Below are 17,959 nucleotides of genomic sequence, written 5' to 3'. Positions count from 1 at the left end.
CAAGGGAAAAAGTCAGGCACTGCCTGACTTTTTTTTTTTTATAAATTAGAATGTTATTCAGTTTTGTGAATGGTGAAACGCATCAGAACTGAGCAATCAATTCCTTTTGCCGTTCGCTTTGGCGGGTGAGTTCTTCGCCGTGATGACTCGCAGCTTCACTATTACTCGTCAGGCTGCCAACCCCTTGCTGCAGCTGTTCGGAGTGATGGTGCAACTGTTCAACCACACAGGCCTGCTGCTCGGTGGCAACGGCTATCTGTTGGCTATGGGCGGCAATCCGCCCAAGTGCCTGGGTAGCCTCGTCCAATCGCTGTGCCAATCTTTGTTCCAATTGCAGACTCTCTTGAGTCAGTTGTTGACTGTGGGCCATTTCAGCCACCGTCTGCTGGCTCTGCTGACTGAGTTCGGCAATGATTTGATGGATTTCTCCGGCAGATTCACTGGAGCGCATGGCCAGATTGCGTACTTCATCGGCTACCACGGCAAATCCGCGTCCGGCTTCACCGGCTCTGGCTGCTTCGATGGCGGCGTTCAGTGCCAACAGATTGGTTTGATCCGACAGCTGCTCAATCACTTCCAGCACAGTGTTGATGCTGGTGCAGCATTTATCCAATTCCAGCAACTGGTTTTCTACTTTGCTCAACAATGCCGCGATTTCGCCGCTGGCGGCGCGGCTGGCGGCTAGGGCTTCCAGAGTCTGCTGGTTGCTTTGTTCCAGTTCAGTTACTTCGTTGGCAGTTTCAGCTGAGGTGTTGGCAATTTCGGCCACAGCACCTTTGAGTTCGTTAATGGCATCGCCTTGCTGTTTCAGGGCACCGGTTTGTTGTGCCAGTTCGCGATAGTTGGCGTCGACGGCCGCTTGATGGGCACTCAAACTGTTATCGAGGATCTCACCACTGTCTCTTATCCGCCCTGTGATGGCAAAGATCTCGGCCTGCTGCATTCTCAGGCTCAATTCCAGTGCGGCGAGTTCATCTGTGCTGTTGCAATAAATGGCCTGCATCAGAGGATTATTTTGTACCCCTTGGCTCAGTTCAGTGAGTTTGCCTAACCTGTGCTTGAGTCTGAAAAGGTTCCAGCCCATGATGCCTGTCGCCATGGCAATGGAGGCGACTTGCCATAGACCCGTTAACCAGGGTAGGGGGAGTAAGCATAGCAGCGATGCCCCCCAACCCAGGGCCAACTTGGTCGTCAGGCCGAGTTGGACGCGTGGCAGTACCGAACGCCCTTGGTTGATGGCCTGATAACATTCCTCGGCTCGGGCGATAAGCTCAGGGCTTGCCTGGGTACGCACCGATTGATATTCAACGATTTTACCTTTGCGGCGGATCGGAGTGACATAGGCGTTGACCCAGTAGTGACCACCGTCCTTGCGGCGATTCTTCACCAGTCCCATCCAACTGTTGCCATTCTTGACCTGTTGCCAGAGATCGGCAAAGGCCGCCTTGGGCATTTGAGGATGACGCACTATGTTGTGGCCGTGGCCCAGCAACTCTTCTCTGGAATAACCACAAAGATCAATGAATTCTTGGTTGATATGGGTGATTCGTCCTTTGAGATCTGTAGTCGATAGAATTCGGGCATCTTTTTTAACAGGGGTTTCGATGCCGGTAATGGACAAATCTCTGCTCATCTTGGTTTTGTTTAGGTTGAATTAATACAGCGGATGATTATCGACAAAGATGAACATTAAATTTGTGATAACGCACAGAGGGATCAGGATTGTAATAAAGCAGCTTGCAAAATTTAGATCTGGATCAATAGCGGCATCTAGGATGCCGCTCGATTGGGATTAGCTTTTGACTCTGGTCACATCTACAAACAGGGTCAACATTTGCCCGGGTTGTAAGTATTTATTGGCCTTGAGTTGGTTCCATTCCAGCAGGTCATTGACTGTGACACTGAATTTACTGGCTATTCGGGCCAGAGAGTCACCCGAGCGCACCTTGTATTTCACGGTGCGCATGACAGCATTGGCATTCTGTGATTTGCCTTGGGTGCGACTCCAGATAGTCAACTGTTTGCCTGGACGCAAAGGTGTTTTGGCTGAGATCCCGTTCCATTTCACCAATTCATTGACACTGACATCATGATCTTTGGCAATCTGCCACAGGGAGTCACCGGCCTTGACCTGATAGCTACGTTTGCTCTTGCCGGATCTATTCTGACCCAGACGCTGCTCTTTGGAGAGCGGGTAAGCCGAGGCGTCCTTGAGGGCGACCGGGATCAACAAGTGCTTGCCGGCGACAATATTGTTACCGCTGATGCCGTTGACAGAACGGATCACATCGATGCTGGTATGATGCTTTTGGGCTATCACCCCGAGGGAGTCACCCTTGCGGATCTGGTATCTAAGCCAGTTGAGGCGCTCGCTCGGCTCTGTGCTGGCCAAGGCGATCTCAAATTCTTTGGCCTTTTCCAAAGGTAATACCAGCTTGTGTGGGCCATCTGGCGCGGTGGCCCAGCGATTGAACCCTGGATTGAACTGCTGCAGTTCATTGACTTCCATACCGGCAAGGCGGGCTGCCAGGGCCAAGTCTATCTGACTACCGACATCGACTACTTCCAGCTTCTGCTCGTTGGCGATCGGCGTGAGCTTAATACCATATTTGTCGGCGTTCTTGACCACATCGGCCAGTGCCAGCAACTGTGGTACATAACGCTCAGTTTCCTTAGGCAGGGACAGCGACCAGAAGTCGGTAGGCTGCCCCTTTTGGCGGTTGCGCTTAACCGCATTCAACACCCGACCTTCGCCCGTGTTATATGCGGCAATGGCATAGAGCCAGTTTTCGCCCGTCTTGTCGTAGAGGTATTCCATCATACTCAGCGCGGCTGTTGTGGCCGCCGGCACGTCGCGACGTCCGTCATACCACCAGTTGATATTCAGGCCAAAATGCAGCGCCATGGGCGCGGTAAACTGCCACAGCCCGGAGGCGGCGCCATGGGAGTAGGCAAAAGGGTCGAAGGCGCTTTCTACTATCGGCAGCAGCGCCAGTTCCATCGGCAGTTTACGCTCTTCTATCTGCTCGACAATCAAATACATGAAAGGGGCGGCCCGCTCGGAGATCTGCTCTAGGTGCCTTGGATTATTGATGTACCACTGGCGGTATTGGCGCACCAGTTTCTCATCGGGTATTGGCATATTGAGCTGGTTGCGGATCCGCTGCCACACATCAGTGACAGCCACTTCTGGCTCCCTGAGTACTTGTGGCGCCCGGGTGACGGCCGGTGGCGGGGTGACTTTCACCTGTGCTTCGGTCGTGGACTCCGGCGCCTGAGACAGCAGCTGACAGCCGCCAAGCAGGGAAAGGCTCCCTGCCAACATAAAAAATCTGATTTGCTTCAAAAACAGCAACCCTCGAATGATGGCCTGAACAGACAGGCAAACGCACATCAAACGGAAACCCGGGATAGGCCTGGTCCCTTGGCCCGGGATAGCACCTTGGGCGGTACTCTTTCTCAGGTTGGGTTTCCGTGGTGGAAATAGATACTGTTGTCGCAGATAAAATATCTTCTGCAACAATAAGATAAGTCGATTATAACTTGGTTGTTTCAACACCAGGCCATAATGGCGACGCAAAAAAAGCGGCTTATTGTAACCCGGTTTTCAGAAATTGTCTTTCCATTGCCTGAGAACTGCAAAGCGGCTCACGGGATCATCGCAGGGCTTGCTGCTGTGGGCCTCCAGTACGCTCTGCAGTGTGTCTTTTTGACAGCGCATAAAGGGGTTGATGGCCTTTTCACGACCAATAGTGGAGGGGAGTGTGGAGTGTTGCTGCTTGCGTAGTGCTTCGGCTTCAAGCCTGTAGGCTGTAAGCGCTTGATTGTCCGGCTCTACGGCTTGGGCAAAACGCAGATTGGCCAGGGTATACTCATGGGTGCAATACACCTTAGTGTTGTCAGCGAGGGCAGCAAACTGACTCAAGGAATGGTACATCTGCTCGGCGCTGCCTTCAAACAGGCGGCCGCAGCCGGCGCAGAACAGGGTATCGCCGCAAAAGAGGGCATCGCCAATCAAGTACGCGATATGATCCAGCGTGTGCCCAGGAACCTTGAACAGTCGGCACTCGAGAGCAAACCGGCCTTGCCCAGGCTCAAGCCGATATTCGCCTGCCTCTGTTAGTGCCCGGGTAATGCCTTTGATGGCCGGATTGGCCGGCCCGTAAACCGGGAGCGAGCCGAAAGTTTCCTTTAAGGCCAGAATGCCACCGGTATGGTCGCCGTGGTGGTGAGTTATCAATACCCCGGCCAAAGTCAGGTTATTTTGCGCCAAAAATGTCAACACCGGCGCGGCATCCCCCGGGTCTACCACCCAACAACAATCACCTTGAGGCGCCACTATGGCCCAGATATAGTTGTCATCGAAAGCCGCTATCGGCGTTATCTGGGGCTTGGAGAGGGGGGCGTTGGCGTTGGACATAAGCTCGGGACTCCTTTAAATCGGCGGGATCAGTTTCAATTTTACTGAGCCTCATACTTGCTTGTATAGGTGTTTCGTTATTAAGCTGAGCCTAGAACCGCTTTACCGGAGTATCTATGCCGCTCTCGTCTGAGTCCAGACCCAGCTCTTGGGACAGTTTGCCTGCCGGTGAGACTATCAAACGTGAACTGGAAAGCAAATTGACCTATTGGTGGCCAAGAGTGTTTGGCTACCATCTGTTGCGCCTGGGAGCTTTAAGCCATGAACTCGAGATTAGGCGCTGCCCGGTCGGGCACCAGTTTTCCCTCTTTCCTGCTAAAGGCGCTTCTATAGTCGCGGATTTTGCCGAGCTGCCGCTGGCGCCGGTCAGCATAGATGCGGTGGTGATGAATCTGGTGCTGGAGTTTGAGGCCGACCCTTACCGGATTTTACGCGAGGCTGATCGGGTACTGGTTAGCGGTGGGTATTTGTTCATTGTCGGGATTAACCCCTTCAGCTGCGCCTTTTTCGGCAAGTTGCTGCCCAGATTTCAGCAGGCCTTACCCTGGAGCGGCCATTTCTTTATGCCGGCTAGGGTTAAAGATTGGCTGGGGCTCTTGGGGTATCAGGTGGTGCATGACGAACGGCTCTTATACCATTCGTTGCTCAGCGAAGCCGCGCCCTTGAAGATATGGCATCATTGGCAGCAAAAATGGCTGCCGGGTACCGGCTCTCTGTATCTATTGGTGGCTCGCAAGCTGGATTCGCCGTTGACCCCCTTGGGGGATAAACGTCGTCAGCGGATCCCCGGCTGGCAGCCTACGCCAACACCGGGATTCTCCGGCAGGCAACTGGAGCGCTACACTAAAAAAGAGCAATAATTTTAATGCGTATTACCCTGAAACAGTTGATGATTTTTGAAGCCGTGGCTCGCAGTGGCCAGGTGGCTAAAGCGGCCGAAAGGGTTAATCTCTCCGCGCCGGCCACTTCTATGGCGTTGTCGGAGCTTGAAAAACAGCTCGATACCCGTTTGTTTGAGCGTATAGGCAACCGCTTGCAGCTCAACTCTCAAGGCAGCCTGCTGCTGCCTCTGGCCAGCGATGTGCTGCAGCGTATCGAGCGTATAGAGCAGGCGTTTACCCCGAATAATCACGAATTGGCCGGTATGTTGAATGTCAGTGCCAGCTCTACCATAGGTAATTTTCTGCTGGCCAAAGCTGCGGTGGCATTCAGCCAACAACACCCTCAGACTCAGGTCGACTTGGCGATAGACAATACCCGCAAGGTTATTCGCGATGTGGCCGAATTTCGCGCCGAGTTAGGCTTTATTGAAGGTTACTGTCTCGACAGTCGTATCGCCGTGTTGCCCTGGCATCAGGACTGTCTCAAGGTGTTCTGCCATCCGGCACATCCGCTGGCGGGAAGCAAAGTCTCGCCAAGCGAGCTCAAAGGACTCTCCTGGGTATTGAGAGAAGAGGGCTCTGGCACCCGGGAGTATTTTGTCGATGCAGCCAACCGTTTGGATCTGCAACCCGAGGCCCGTTTTTGCTTCCCTACTCCCGATGCCATCAAACAGGCGGTGAAACAGGGCGCTGGGCTCGGAGTTTTGTCTGAACTGACACTGGATAAAGAGCTGGCCCGTAGAGAGTTGGCGTTGGTGGAGGTGGAGGGGCTGGCGCTTGAGCGGCCGTTTTACCTTATTCGCCACAAGAGCCACAGCCTGACGCCATTGGCGCAGGCCTTTATCGACTTTTGCGGCAAATTTTTGAAACTCAAGACTGTCGCGGACAAAGGTGTTTAGAGACTGGCCTGATAACCCTGATCGACAGTGGCAGGATTGGCTTCGGCGGCTTCTCTTGCCAGGGCGTCGCAACGCTCGTTCTCCGGGTGTCCGGCGTGGCCCTTGACCCAGCGCCAGTCTATTTGATGTTGTTGCGTGGCCTTATCCAGCCGCTGCCAGAGATCGACATTTTTCACCGGCGTCTTGTTGGAAGTGACCCAGCCTTTTTTCTTCCAGCCGTGGATCCATTGGGTGATCCCCTGGCGCATATATTGGCTGTCGCTGGTTAGCACGATTTTGCAAGGCTCTTTCAGGCTTTCCAGCGCGATAATGGGGGCCAGCAGCTCCATGCGGTTGTTGGTTGTCAGGGCAAAGCCACCGGAGAGTTCTTTGGTATGTTGTTTATAGCGCATGACGACACCATAGCCGCCGGGTCCGGGATTGCCCAGGCAAGAGCCATCGGTGTATATCTGGATCTGTTTCAGTTCGCTCATCAAGTTGTTACCATATCCGGCAAATGCGGGCGAGTATACCCGTAAATTCACTCAGGAAGCTGCAAAAAATAGATGAATATCATATCGAATGCCAGTCGGCAGATCATTCTGGATACCGAAACCACAGGTATGAACCAGGGCGCAGGCCCCGTCTATCAAGGCCACAGGATCATTGAGATCGGTTGCGTGGAAGTCATTAACCGCCGCCTGACCGGCCGCACTTTCCACCAATACATCAATCCGGGCCAGCCCATTGATGAAGAGGCGATCGCGGTTCACGGTATTACCAATGAGAGGGTGGCCAACGAGCCCAGGTTCCAAGAGATTGCCGCCGATTTTATCGCCTTTATTCAAGGGGCGGAGATTGTGGCTCACAACGCCTCGTTTGACGTGAGCTTTATGGATCATGAGTTTTCCATGACCAATCCCCGGGGACCGGTGACGGCGGATATTTGTCAGATCCTCGACTCCCTGGCCATCGCCAAGTTTTTGCACCCGGGGCAAAAGAACAATCTGGACGCCCTGTGTAAACGCTACCATATAGACAACTCCCGTCGTGAGTATCACGGCGCTTTGCTCGATGCCGAGATCCTCGCCGATGTATATCTGGCGATGACAGGTGGTCAAACCAAGTTCAACCTCTCCAGCGATCAAGCCGGCCAGGAAGCCGGCGGCATCGTTCGTCTCGATGCCAATCGCGCAAAACTTAAAGTGATCACCGCTTCGGCCGATGAATTGAATAAGCATGAGCAAAGGCTCGATTTAGTTGCAAAATCAGGCAAGTGCCTCTGGCGTGAAGAACCACAACTTTTGGATTGAAACAGATAATGGGATTGAGACCAGCGCTGAGCCTCATGATGTGTCTACTGCTTGGCCTGGGTGCCCCAGCGGTAGCAGAGGTGATACCCAAAGAACAAGCCTCGGAGCTTAAGAACCGCTTTCGGGTCGACCATATGGTCGACAGAATTGTGCTGCTGGTACAGCGGGAATATGGCTCGGCTCCTGTCGTTGTAGTCTTACCCGATGGCAGTAAATGGTATGCTTCGCGCCACCCAGAGAATGTCAAGTGGACCGATGGCGTGGCAGGCGACATGATCTCGGTGGAAAACCCGGTGCCCGGCCCTTGGCAGCTCATTGGTAAAGTGGTGCCCGGTTCGCAAATCACTCGGGTGTCTGATTTGGGGGTCGATGTGGATGAACTGCCTCAACCTCTTTATCAGGGCGAGCGCCTAAAACTGACTGCTCATCTTACCGGTGACTCGCTGAGAATGCGCCTCCCCGGGCTTGAATACTTGTTGCAATGGACGGCGCGTTTTGTTTCCTCCCACAAGCCGGGCGATGAAAACTTTGCCGCCGGTACCCTTATTGTCGGTAGTTATCAAGACAACGGCGAGGCATTAGACGAGCGGCCCGATGACGGTACCTTTACCTCCAACATTAACCTCAATCAACCCTGGGGCGATTACACCCTGCAAGTGAGTGTACAAAACGACGTGTTTGAACGTGAGTTTAAGCAGTCATTTCGGCTGGAGCCTTCGCCTGTGGATATCAAGGTGGTAGAGCCGGAGGATCCTCTGACTCAACCCTGGGGGCTGGCGCTCACTGCGGACCCCGAGATTCTGCGCCTTGACGAAACCTATTTCGATATTGAACTCTTGGGCCCCGCCGGATTGCAGCTGCCTGTGACGCTGCGTCAGCCCACAGAGGGGACCACGCAACTCGTGCTGCCCCAGGTGAGCGATTTTGGCAGCTACCGTATCAAGGGCAGTGTATTCAGCACGGACAAGCAGGGAAGGGAGCTGGTACTGAGCCTGCCGGAGCGCTTTTTCAATTTTGTCGAACCTCCCAAGCCACCACCGAGCGCCGAAGAGTTGGCCGCCAGGGCCGCCGCCATTGCGGCGAAAGAGGAGGCGGCAGCCAAACAGAATGCCCTGTACCTGATCATTGGCGGCAATGTCTTGTTGTTGTTGCTTGGGGTCGGTGCCATTCTGTTCTGGCGAAAGCGTCAAAGTTTGAAGCAGGCGTTGGCGGCGGCCGAAGAACAATTGTTAGCAAAGCAACAGGCGGCCCCAAAAGAGAATGACATGCCGGAAATCGATCTGACTTTGCCTGATGAAGATGAGCGCAAATCCAACTGAACATCTTGATTATTAGTGGATTGCTGATTTTTTAGCTGCTTGAGAGACTTTTAAGGAAAAAACTGTTGACGCTGGCATGGGCGCTACGTATTATTCCCGGCAACTTGAGTGGAGCGGTAGTTCAGTTGGTTAGAATACCGGCCTGTCACGCCGGGGGTCGCGGGTTCGAGTCCCGTCCGCTCCGCCAGTCAAGTTAACAAATTTGAGTTTTATTGCCCAGGCGATAAAGCAAGATTTTGGAGCGGTAGTTCAGTTGGTTAGAATACCGGCCTGTCACGCCGGGGGTCGCGGGTTCGAGTCCCGTCCGCTCCGCCAAAATTAAAAAGCCCGAGCTAGTAATAGCTCGGGCTTTTTAATTTATCGTCTTTGAATTTTCATCTTCGGAGTTCTCTGCCCCAGTTATCTGATGACTGACTTTCAACCTGTTCGGAACTACTGAATGATCTGGGGTAGAAAGGTTTTTCCGCTATAAACGTCTTTGGGGAAAGGGCGGTTTGGCAAGTTTTACTATTGAACAGGCAAGCCAAATGTAACTTGGAGTCGCAATCGGCTTGCCGGCAAATCTTTAAATTTGCACGGTGAAAATGACATCTTTACCGGCGCTAACGCTGCCCTGGCGTTTTTCCAGATATTTCACATCTTCCATATTGGCCAGTACTACGGGAGTAAGAAGGCTGTTGACTTGATCCTTGAGAAACTCGAGGTCAAATTCCAATATCGGCTCACCGGCTTTTACATCCTGACCTTCTTGGGCGAGGCGTTTAAAACCTTTGCCTCTGAGTTCTATCGTGCCAACGCCAAAATGCACAAACAGTTCCAGCCCTTGAGGTGACTCTATGCTAAAGGCGTGGTTGGTCTCAAAGATTTTGCCTATGGTGCCGTCAATGGGAGCCAGCATAAACTGGCCTTTGGGTTCAATAGCTATGCCATCACCGACAATTTTTTCGGCGAAAACAACATCCGGGACTTTTTCAATGGCAACAATATCACCACTGATGGGGGCATAAACTTGAATACCGCCTTCTATACTGGGCTGCCCCGATACCATACGGCGGATGCGGCTTAAAAATCCCATGGGTTTTTGGTCCTTTTATTCTTGGTTTCCGGCTGACTTAGGGGTTTCCGGTTGAACTGTCCCTCGACAACCTGAGGTTGGGGAAGGGGATTTTTGCTTAGCATACTGAATTAACAGCTTTAATGACAGTGGGAGATCAGGGATTCCAACTCTGTAATTCGAGTGCACGCTAGGGCTTTTTGGGCCAGTTGTGTGAATTGACTGAAGTCGCCTTCGGACAGTGCTGCCTTCACCTCCAGCAAGGCCCCGGGAGTGACAGACAGTTCATCCAACCCCATCCCCATTAATATTGGAGCAATTCTGGGATCCGCTGCCAGTTCGCCACACAGGGAGACAGGAATGCCAGCGGCTTTGGCTTCTGCCACTGCGATGGCGATCAGTTTGAGTATTGGCGGCGAAAATGAGGGAAAACTTCGGGTCAACTCTGGGTTGGTCCTGTCGGCCGCCATGGCATATTGGGTTAAGTCGTTGGTACCGATACTGATAAAGTCTAACTTGGGTAGCAAACTGGGGAGATTCATCACGGCGGCCGGCGTTTCCACCACTATGCCCAGTTGAATATGGCCATAGTCTTTGTTGGCGTTTTTAAGCTGTCGCTTACAGATTGCCAGTAGTTCCAATACAGCATCCAGCTCTTCGACCTGATTGACCATGGGAAGCATAAGACGAACATGGCCATGATTTGCGGCTCTTAATACCGCTTTTAGCTGAGTTTTAAGGAGCTCTGAATGCTTGAGAGTGTAGCGCACGCCGCGCATTCCCAGCGCTGGATTATCTTCAACTTCCTGTTCAAGGCAAGGAAGTTCTTTATCGGCGCCTATATCTAGGGTTCTGATGGTAAAGGGTTGACCCGCGAGCAGTTGCAAGGCATCGCAATAGAGGTTGTACTGTGATTTTTCATCGGGAATGCTGCTGACATTCATCAACATGAATTCGGTCCGAAATAGTCCTATTCCCTCGGCGCCTACCTGAGGTAAGCGGGAAATTTCATTGAGGTTGCCCACGTTGGCCAGTATCGATAACCGTTGGCCATCCAAGGTTTGGGCCGGTCGTTCCCGGTATTTTTCCAGCGCACTGCGCCTGACCTGTTCCTTTTCAAACCTTTGATTGAGTTCAGTGATTTCAGTATTCAATGGTCGAACAAAGAGCGCACCCTGATTGGCGTCCAAAATGAGCGGATCACCCGGGTGAATTTGGGCCTTTTGATAGTCACAAGAAAGCAGTGCCGGCAATCCGGCCGCTCTTGCCAAAATTGCGGTATGACTGGTGAGTCCGCCGGTTTTCAGCACCAGGCCTTTGATATGCTCGAGTGGCAGCAGGGCAAATTCTGCCGGTGTCAGATCTTGGGCCAGCAAGATAGTATCCTGCTCGAGTTCCCCCAAACTGGCCGCATCGGCACCGTTGATGCTGCTGATAAGCCGTCTGCCCAGACAGCGAACATCCAAGGCACGGTTGGCCAGATAGGGGTCATCCAGAGATTCAAGTTCACTGGCATGATGGGCAAAGACCCGTTCCACTGCCGCGGTAGCCGAGAATTGTAATTTACTGACGGATTCACGAATTTGCTGAACAAGTTCAGCATCTTCCAACAGTAGCAGATCGGCCTCCACTAATTGAAAGTTGTCTGAATCTTCGGTCAGCTTATCGAGAGTTGTATGGAGTTGGTGACACAGTCGTTGCAGCGCCTGATCCAGTTTATTCAGTTCGTCAGCAACCCTGGCAAGTGGCAACAGACGGTAATCCATACTGTTGTCAAAAGGGTTATAGACAACCGCCTCTCCAAAGGCGATACCCGATGAGACTGCGATTCCATCCAGGCGCATCTGCATTCCTCTTAGCTTAAAGTGATCAGTAACTCTGATACCCGTTCAACGGCTTGGTGAGCCTGTTCACCTTCGGCAAAAACTCTGACGGACACACCGTGATAGAGTCCCAATGTTTGCAATTTGAACAGGCTCTTGGCACTGGCTTGCTTGCCCTGACATTCAACCATCACATCACAATCATACTGCTTTGCCTCTTTTACCAGCAGGGCGGCAGGGCGAGTATGGATCCCGTGTTTAGCGGTAATAGTGACGATTTTTTCGTACATAGACTTCTTTGACTCACGTAATTAATTGAATAATATCCAGTAACGGCCAATTTTTTGCAAGACTTCAGGCAGTTGTATCATCACTCATCATATTCAATCACCTGGTATTGCTGCTTTTTAAGCGCGCGAATGGCGGTTTCCAGTTTATCTTTTTTAAGCAGTATATAGTCGGTGTCGAAGGTTGAAACGGTAAAGATACTCACATGCACATCGGCAAGGGTGGCAGAGATCCTGGCCATGATCCCTGTCATGGAAAAACCCAGCGGCCCCATGAGTTCGAGACAGCGCCAGTTTTCCTCTTGCTCGAGGCTGTCGAGTGTCAGTTGGCAATCGACAACAATTGAGAGTTCTTCCCGGGTTTTGGCAATAAAAAATAGCGGCTGGCTCAGTACTTCGGCGGGAACCTGGGTATCTGAGCTGAAACTGTGAATAGTAAATAGCTGCGGATGGACCGCCAGTGTCATACGCAAAGCCCAAATACCTCTCAATCTTTTACGCTTGGCCCGGAGTGGTTTAGCCGTTTGATTGATGTGCAAACCACACGGTTCAGCATATCACAAGCATAAGGGGGCGGAACAAATTCCGCCCCCTTATGAGGATGATAGTTGGCTTTTTGGGGCTTGGTTAATCAGATTTTGAACTGTCCCAAGGTACGGCGCATGTTTTCACTGATCTGCTGCAGCGACATGGCGGCATTTTGATTATTGGCATTGGCCTGAACCGATACTTGGGTCAGTTCGGAAATGGTACTGACGTTGCGGTTGATCTCTTCGGTTACCAATGATTGCTCTTCGGTAGCGCTGGCGAGTTGGGTATTCATATCGCTTATCTGCGCGACCAGGGAAAGGATTTGATCCATGGCAGAGCCTGCCGCTTCGGCCTGTTTTTGCAGCTCGGAGGATTGGCTCTGTGTTTGGCTGTTACTCTCCATAACGGCGCTGACACCGGATTGAATTTCACTGATCAGCTTGTGTATTTCGTTGGTGGAGTCCTGAGTGCGGTTGGCAAGGGCGCGCACTTCATCGGCCACTACCGCAAAGCCGCGGCCGTGAGTACCTGCGCGGGCGGCTTCGATGGCGGCGTTGAGTGCCAAAAGGTTGGTTTGTTCGGCAATGGTGCGGATAACGTCGAGAATGCCGCCAATTCTGCCTGAAGCCTGACCCAGGGTTTCGGTAAGATTTTCTGCCGCCTGCAGTTCGCGCACCAGCGCCTGGCAGTTTGCCAGTGTTGCATCCATGGTCTCTTTACCGCTGAGGGCTTGTTGTTTGACGCTGGAAGCGGCATCGGCAGCCTGCTGGGTATTGTTGGCCATCTCCTGTGTGGTTGCCAGCATCTGATTCACGGCGGTAGCCACGCTGGCGGTTTCTCTGTGAATGTTATCTGCGCTGTGGTTCGACTCTTGAACCGCGACCGTTAAATGCTCGGCATCTTCGCCAAGTGATGCACCAAGTGGCTGCAATTCGCTGACGGTTCTACCTATCTTTTCGACAAAATTATTGAAGGCGCGGGCTAGAGCTGCCACTTCGTCACGGCTTTGACCATCGAGGCGCTTGCTGAGATCCCCTTCGCCTTGGGCGATATCTTCCATGGCGGCGATCGCCGTCTTGAGTGGTGCGGTAATCGATTGATTGAGTACCAGGAAAAACAGAAAAATAGGCGTGGCAATCAGTACCATAATCACTACATAGTCCATGGAAACTGACATCATGGTGGCATTGATATCACTGATATAGGTACCGGTCAGCAGAGTCCAGCCCCAGTCTTTATCGTATCTGGCCTCTGTGAGTTTCTCTTCGATATTACCGTTGGCGGGATTGTACATAGCATAACTGAGTTTGGCGCTACCTTGGGCCTTGGCTTGCTGTTGCAGTATGGCGAGGGGATTGGTGCCATCCTTGATGCTGTATGATGCGATGGATTGACCTATCTTTGCGGGCTCGGCACCGTGGGCAATGATTTGGCCATTATCCGACAGCAAAATGAAGTAGCCTTCACGGCCATAACGCATCTGGCTCACCAGAGTGGCCGATTCTTGCTGAGCCTGTTCGAGTGTCAGTGTTCCTGCTTTGGCTTGTTCGCGGTGAGCAGCGACTACCGAGAGCGCGGTATTCAACTGGGCGTCATTTTGCAGCCATTTTTGAGTGAGCAGGTTGTCGTATTGTTCTTTAATGGAGAAACTGGCGAAACACAGGGTGCCTATCGCAGCCAGAACCAGCATAAGAATGAGCCGCTGAAGGATGGTGAGCTTCCTGAGTAATGCCATGTTGTGCTCCTTTGTTATTTCTTTTTAGGTAGTTGCAGCGACTATAACCCGCAGGAAAAACCAAGTGAAACCTTTTTACATTGAGTGTCTCGCTTTGTTGATCTGCTTCATTGTTCTGGTTTTTTCTGTTCAAACCAAGGTGGAAGCGGCCGATAGTTTCAAGCTAAGCTTGTGTCTATATTCGCCTTAATATCAAAAGCTTAAGATACATAGGGTTACATTTGGTGGCGTATTTCTAATTATTTGTTTTCATTTGATTTTTGCGGTAAAACGGCTCAAAATTAACCTCATATCTCTATTATTGGTCTCATTCCATGAATACACCTCAAGTCATTAGTTCAGACGATATTTTGCTTAAACTCTGTCACTCTGTGACCCATGTCTTGTCGGCCACCACTGCCAGCACGCTGTCTCATGCCGGTATAGTGCAAAAAATAACTCGCACCCGACTCAAGCCGGACCTAGGTTGTTTTTCTATCTTTGATGGCGGTTTCTCAGGCTTGGTGGTGATCAACTTTTCGGCGGCGGCTGCCTTGGAAATCTATCGCCGTTATATGTTGCATATGGGCATGCCGGAGGAGGAGTTGGCTTTCTCTCATACTTCGGATGAGGTGGGCAATGTCATGGGCGAGTTGATGAACCAGATGTTGGGGGATTTTATTGGCAAGGTGTCCAAGGAGCTGCAAACCTCCATCAGTCAGAGCCAGCCTAAAATGTTGACTATCAACAAAGAGCTGACTATTTCCATCGATGCCAACCTAGATGAGCCCATTGCCCGCAGAGTGTCGTTCAAAACAGAAAACAACCACATCTTCTATCTGGAATTCGCCATGGACAAGACAGAGTTTATCCGCCTGGCCGAATTTGAAACCGATGAGGAATTTGACCCGGATCTTCTGTTGGCTCGCCACGGTAATCAACAGGCGCAGGGTAAAACGCCTGAATCACCTTGGGTGAAAGCCGCCAATACCGATGATGATACCGACGATCTATTTAAAGAACTTGGGATCTGAGGTTCAGGCGCAAATCACTAAGTCTTAGCGCTTGCGGGCGGCAATGGACCGACCGCAAGCTATCATATTTTCCATCCGTGCCATGAGTCAGTGGAACTTGAAGGGGATTTGAGTTTGTTATCGAGCCTTTTCTTTCCCTCTGAGTCTTCTCTTCTGTGACTTTTCTTTGTTTGATTTCCCTACAGCATTCAACTAACGATTTTCAGTTTATTCACTGGTGTCCAAGCGATAGTGGCGAATGCATGTTCCGGTCGATTATAGACACCAAATAGATTGTTCATCGTGTTTAAACTAGGTCCTTACGTGACTGGCCAAGGTCATCTTGCCTCTGGTTCTTGGTCGGCAAGGTGAGCGCCGCTAACAGTTAAACCTCGCTCACTTTAATACAACAGCTGTTGCGCTCGAATTTTCCGCAGTTAATTTCAGATATTCCCATTGTTTCTTTAACGACAAATGTCTCGCTATTTTTATTTTATATTTCTGATTTTAATGGTTTTTTAAAAAAGTCTGGTTTGTTAAAAAATGTTTTTCCGATCACAAAGTCATCATTTGGCGTTAAATTCCGCTTGCTAGGCGTCGGTACAATGTTTATTGTGCAAACAAAAGTTTGTCACGTAAACAAATGTTTGTGCAGGAGCGCGCCAATGACAGAACGTGAACTCGAAATTCTGGCCCTGATTAAAGCTGACCCATTGATCCCACAGCAAAAAATTGCTGATCAATTGGGCATAACCCGCTCTGCCGTTGCCGGTCATATTATGAACCTGACTCACAAAGGCGTGATCCGCGGCAAGGGCTATATCTTGGCAGAGAACCCCTATGCGGTGGTGATAGGCGGCGCCAATATGGATATTCTTGGTCGGCCGGCTTCCAAGCTACGGGTGGGGGATTCCAACCCTGGCAGTGTCAGTTGCTCACCCGGTGGTGTTGGGCGTAACATTGCCGAAAACCTGGCTCGCCTGGGTTCAGATACCCGGCTGGTGACGGCGATAGGCAAAGACGCTTATGGTGAAATGATCACCGCCCAGTGTCGTCAGGCCGGAGTCGATATGGGCAACAGTTTGCAGTTCGAAGACGCGGTGACCTCCACCTATCTTTCGGTACTGGATGGCGACGCCGATATGCATGTAGCCATCAATGACATGGCCATTCTTGAAAGATTGGGCCCTGAAGTGCTCAAAGGGCTGGAAGATATGCTGCGCCGCGCCGAACTTCTGGTGTTGGATACCAACCTTTCTGAAGCCGCCTTATCCTATCTTTTGAGCAACTTTCCTCAAGTTCCGGTATTTATTGACACGGTTTCCTGTGTCAAGGCGATGAAAATCAAGCCTTATCTCAACGCCATCCACACCCTCAAACCCAACCTCAAGGAAGCCGAACACCTCTCCGGCATCGAAATGCGCAGCAAAGAAGACTTAAGCGCCATCGCTAACTGGTTCCATGAACAGGGCGTCAAGCGGATCTTCCTCAGTATGGGCAGTGAAGGGGTATTTGTCAGCGATGGCGGTGAATCGCAGATGGTGAGCGCCAAGCAAGTGGAAATGGTCAACGCCAATGGCGCCGGAGATGCCTTCCTGGCCGGATTGGCTCACGGTTGGCTCAAGCAATGGCCATTGCTGGAAACCACAGAATTTGCGATGGCCGCGGCCCGGTTGGCGCTGTCTCATATCGCAACTATCAACCCCAATATGTCTGAAATCTCTGTAAACCGTATTATCAAGGAGTCGTTATGCTGAAGCAGTATCTGGATATTCATCCTGAAGTTCAAGCAGCCCTGGAACAAGGCAAGCCGGTGGTCGCGTTGGAATCGACCATTATTTCCCATGGTATGCCGTATCCGCAGAACGTTGAGACAGCGCTCAAGGTGGAGCAGATCATCCGTGATAACGGCGCTGTACCCGCAACCATCGCCATTCTCAAGGGCCGCCTCAAAGTGGGCATGAGCCGGGAAGAGATCAATTACCTGGGCAAGGCCGGTGAAGCCGTTATCAAAACCAGTCGCCGTGACATTCCCTTTATTGTTGCCAAAGGGGCAGACGGTGCCACCACAGTAGCTTCCACCATGATCCTGGCGGCAATGGCCGGTATTAAGGTGTTTGCAACCGGTGGTATCGGCGGTGTACACCGCGGCGCTCAGCAAACTTTCGATATCTCTGCTGATTTGCAGGAGCTGGCCAACACAGATGTAGCTGTGGTTTGCGCCGGTGCCAAGTCTATTCTGGATCTGGGCCTGACCCGTGAATATCTGGAAACGCAAGGCGTGCCTGTCGTTGGTTTTCAAACTGATAAACTGCCGGCTTTCTACACCCGCGAGAGTGACTTCGGTGTCGACTATCGCTTGGATCAGCCGGTAGAAGTGGCGGCCGCCATGAAGGCCAAGTGGGACATGGGTCTTAAGGGCGGGATGGTGATTGCCAACCCAATTCCCCATGAGCATGCGTTGGATAAAGCACTGATCGATGGCGCCATCGCCCGCGCAGTGGCTGAAATGGATGAGAAAGGCATAGGCGGCAAGGCTTCAACGCCGTTCCTGTTGGCCAAAGTTGCCGAAATTACCGAAGGTCACAGCCTGACTGCCAACATTGAGCTGGTATACAGCAATGCCAAGCTGGCGGCTGAGATTGCCCGCGAGTATGTGACCCGCTAATAAGGCGGCATTCAAGGTTACTTGAGCTAACTCAACCAACCCGGCGATTGCCGGGTTT

The 17,959-nt window shown here is 51.8% G+C and carries 16 protein-coding genes and 2 tRNA genes; 9 read left to right on the top strand and 9 right to left on the bottom strand.

The window, feature by feature from the left end; translation table 11 throughout:
• Nucleotides 1–82: 82 nt before the first annotated feature.
• The 3 genes from K5621_RS10895 to gloB form a co-directional block, all read right to left on the bottom strand.
• The gene (locus tag K5621_RS10895; RefSeq protein WP_100143818.1) at nt 83–1,633 is read right to left on the bottom strand and encodes a methyl-accepting chemotaxis protein; all 1,551 of its coding nucleotides are present in this window, start codon (nt 1,631–1,633) and stop codon (nt 83–85) included.
• Between the two features lie 159 nt (nt 1,634–1,792).
• Nucleotides 1,793–3,325 carry a lytic transglycosylase gene (locus K5621_RS10890; RefSeq protein WP_245003067.1) on the bottom strand — a complete coding sequence of 511 codons (1,533 nt, stop codon included), beginning with the start codon at nt 3,323–3,325 and terminating at the stop codon, nt 1,793–1,795.
• 282 nt (nt 3,326–3,607) lie between these two features.
• Nucleotides 3,608–4,420 carry a hydroxyacylglutathione hydrolase gene (gloB, locus tag K5621_RS10885; protein WP_221049241.1) on the bottom strand — a complete coding sequence of 271 codons (813 nt, stop codon included), beginning with the start codon at nt 4,418–4,420 and terminating at the stop codon, nt 3,608–3,610.
• A gap of 116 nt (nt 4,421–4,536) precedes the next feature.
• On the opposite strand from gloB, the gene K5621_RS10880 reads away from it, so the two are divergent.
• Both K5621_RS10880 and K5621_RS10875 read left to right on the top strand, forming a co-directional pair.
• Nucleotides 4,537–5,280: a class I SAM-dependent methyltransferase gene (locus tag K5621_RS10880; RefSeq protein ID WP_221049240.1), complete on the top strand. Its 744-nt coding sequence runs from the start codon at nt 4,537–4,539 to the stop codon at nt 5,278–5,280.
• A gap of 5 nt (nt 5,281–5,285) precedes the next feature.
• Entirely contained in the window at nt 5,286–6,200 is a 915-nt protein-coding gene (locus K5621_RS10875) for a LysR substrate-binding domain-containing protein (protein WP_100143811.1), read from the top strand.
• Here K5621_RS10875 and rnhA read toward each other — a convergent pair.
• Entirely contained in the window at nt 6,197–6,673 is a 477-nt protein-coding gene (gene rnhA, locus K5621_RS10870; protein WP_100143809.1) for a ribonuclease HI, read from the bottom strand. The genes K5621_RS10875 and rnhA overlap by 4 nt on opposite strands.
• 72 nt (nt 6,674–6,745) lie before the next feature.
• On the opposite strand from rnhA, the gene dnaQ reads away from it, so the two are divergent.
• The 4 genes from dnaQ (at nt 6,746) to K5621_RS10850 (ending at nt 9,126) form a co-directional block, all read left to right on the top strand.
• Nucleotides 6,746–7,492: a DNA polymerase III subunit epsilon gene (gene dnaQ / locus K5621_RS10865; protein ID WP_100143807.1), complete on the top strand. Its 747-nt coding sequence runs from the start codon at nt 6,746–6,748 to the stop codon at nt 7,490–7,492.
• An 8-nt stretch (nt 7,493–7,500) separates the two neighbouring features.
• Complete coding sequence (locus K5621_RS10860) at nt 7,501–8,811, top strand: TIGR03503 family protein (RefSeq protein ID WP_221049239.1); 1,311 nt, start codon at nt 7,501–7,503, stop codon at nt 8,809–8,811.
• Between the two features lie 110 nt (nt 8,812–8,921).
• Nucleotides 8,922–8,998: transfer RNA gene (locus K5621_RS10855), tRNA-Asp, on the top strand.
• Between the two features lie 51 nt (nt 8,999–9,049).
• Nucleotides 9,050–9,126, top strand: a tRNA-Asp gene (locus tag K5621_RS10850).
• A gap of 250 nt (nt 9,127–9,376) precedes the next feature.
• On the opposite strand, the gene crr is transcribed toward K5621_RS10850, so the two are convergent.
• From crr to K5621_RS10825, 5 genes are all read right to left on the bottom strand, one after another.
• Nucleotides 9,377–9,886, bottom strand: coding sequence for a PTS glucose transporter subunit IIA (crr, locus tag K5621_RS10845; RefSeq protein ID WP_100143804.1), 510 nt, complete (start codon nt 9,884–9,886; stop codon nt 9,377–9,379).
• Between the two features lie 119 nt (nt 9,887–10,005).
• Nucleotides 10,006–11,709, bottom strand: coding sequence for a phosphoenolpyruvate--protein phosphotransferase (ptsP, locus tag K5621_RS10840; RefSeq protein WP_221049238.1), 1,704 nt, complete (start codon nt 11,707–11,709; stop codon nt 10,006–10,008).
• An 11-nt stretch (nt 11,710–11,720) separates the two neighbouring features.
• Entirely contained in the window at nt 11,721–11,978 is a 258-nt protein-coding gene (locus tag K5621_RS10835; RefSeq protein WP_100143800.1) for an HPr family phosphocarrier protein, read from the bottom strand.
• 80 nt (nt 11,979–12,058) lie between these two features.
• Nucleotides 12,059–12,448, bottom strand: coding sequence for an ACT domain-containing protein (locus tag K5621_RS10830; RefSeq protein WP_100143916.1), 390 nt, complete (start codon nt 12,446–12,448; stop codon nt 12,059–12,061).
• Nucleotides 12,449–12,606: 158 nt separating this feature from the next.
• The gene (locus K5621_RS10825) at nt 12,607–14,241 is read right to left on the bottom strand and encodes a methyl-accepting chemotaxis protein (RefSeq protein WP_221049237.1); all 1,635 of its coding nucleotides are present in this window, start codon (nt 14,239–14,241) and stop codon (nt 12,607–12,609) included.
• 314 nt (nt 14,242–14,555) lie between these two features.
• Here K5621_RS10825 and K5621_RS10820 point away from each other — a divergent pair, with 314 nt between their 5' ends.
• The 3 genes from K5621_RS10820 (at nt 14,556) to K5621_RS10810 (ending at nt 17,901) form a co-directional block, all read left to right on the top strand.
• Complete coding sequence (locus K5621_RS10820) at nt 14,556–15,254, top strand: DUF3334 family protein (RefSeq protein WP_100143796.1); 699 nt, start codon at nt 14,556–14,558, stop codon at nt 15,252–15,254.
• Between the two features lie 644 nt (nt 15,255–15,898).
• A complete protein-coding gene (locus K5621_RS10815; protein WP_221049236.1) occupies nt 15,899–16,990 on the top strand; it encodes a PfkB family carbohydrate kinase in 1,092 nt (363 codons plus the stop codon).
• Complete coding sequence (locus K5621_RS10810) at nt 16,984–17,901, top strand: pseudouridine-5'-phosphate glycosidase (protein ID WP_221049235.1); 918 nt, start codon at nt 16,984–16,986, stop codon at nt 17,899–17,901. The genes K5621_RS10815 and K5621_RS10810 overlap by 7 nt, the downstream gene beginning before the upstream one ends.
• Nucleotides 17,902–17,959: the final 58 nt, after the last annotated feature.

It is taken from the genome of Shewanella carassii (assembly GCF_019670705.1).
Classification (GTDB): Bacteria; Pseudomonadota; Gammaproteobacteria; order Enterobacterales; family Shewanellaceae; genus Shewanella; species Shewanella carassii.
This window is presented reverse-complemented; position numbering and strand designations above follow the sequence as displayed.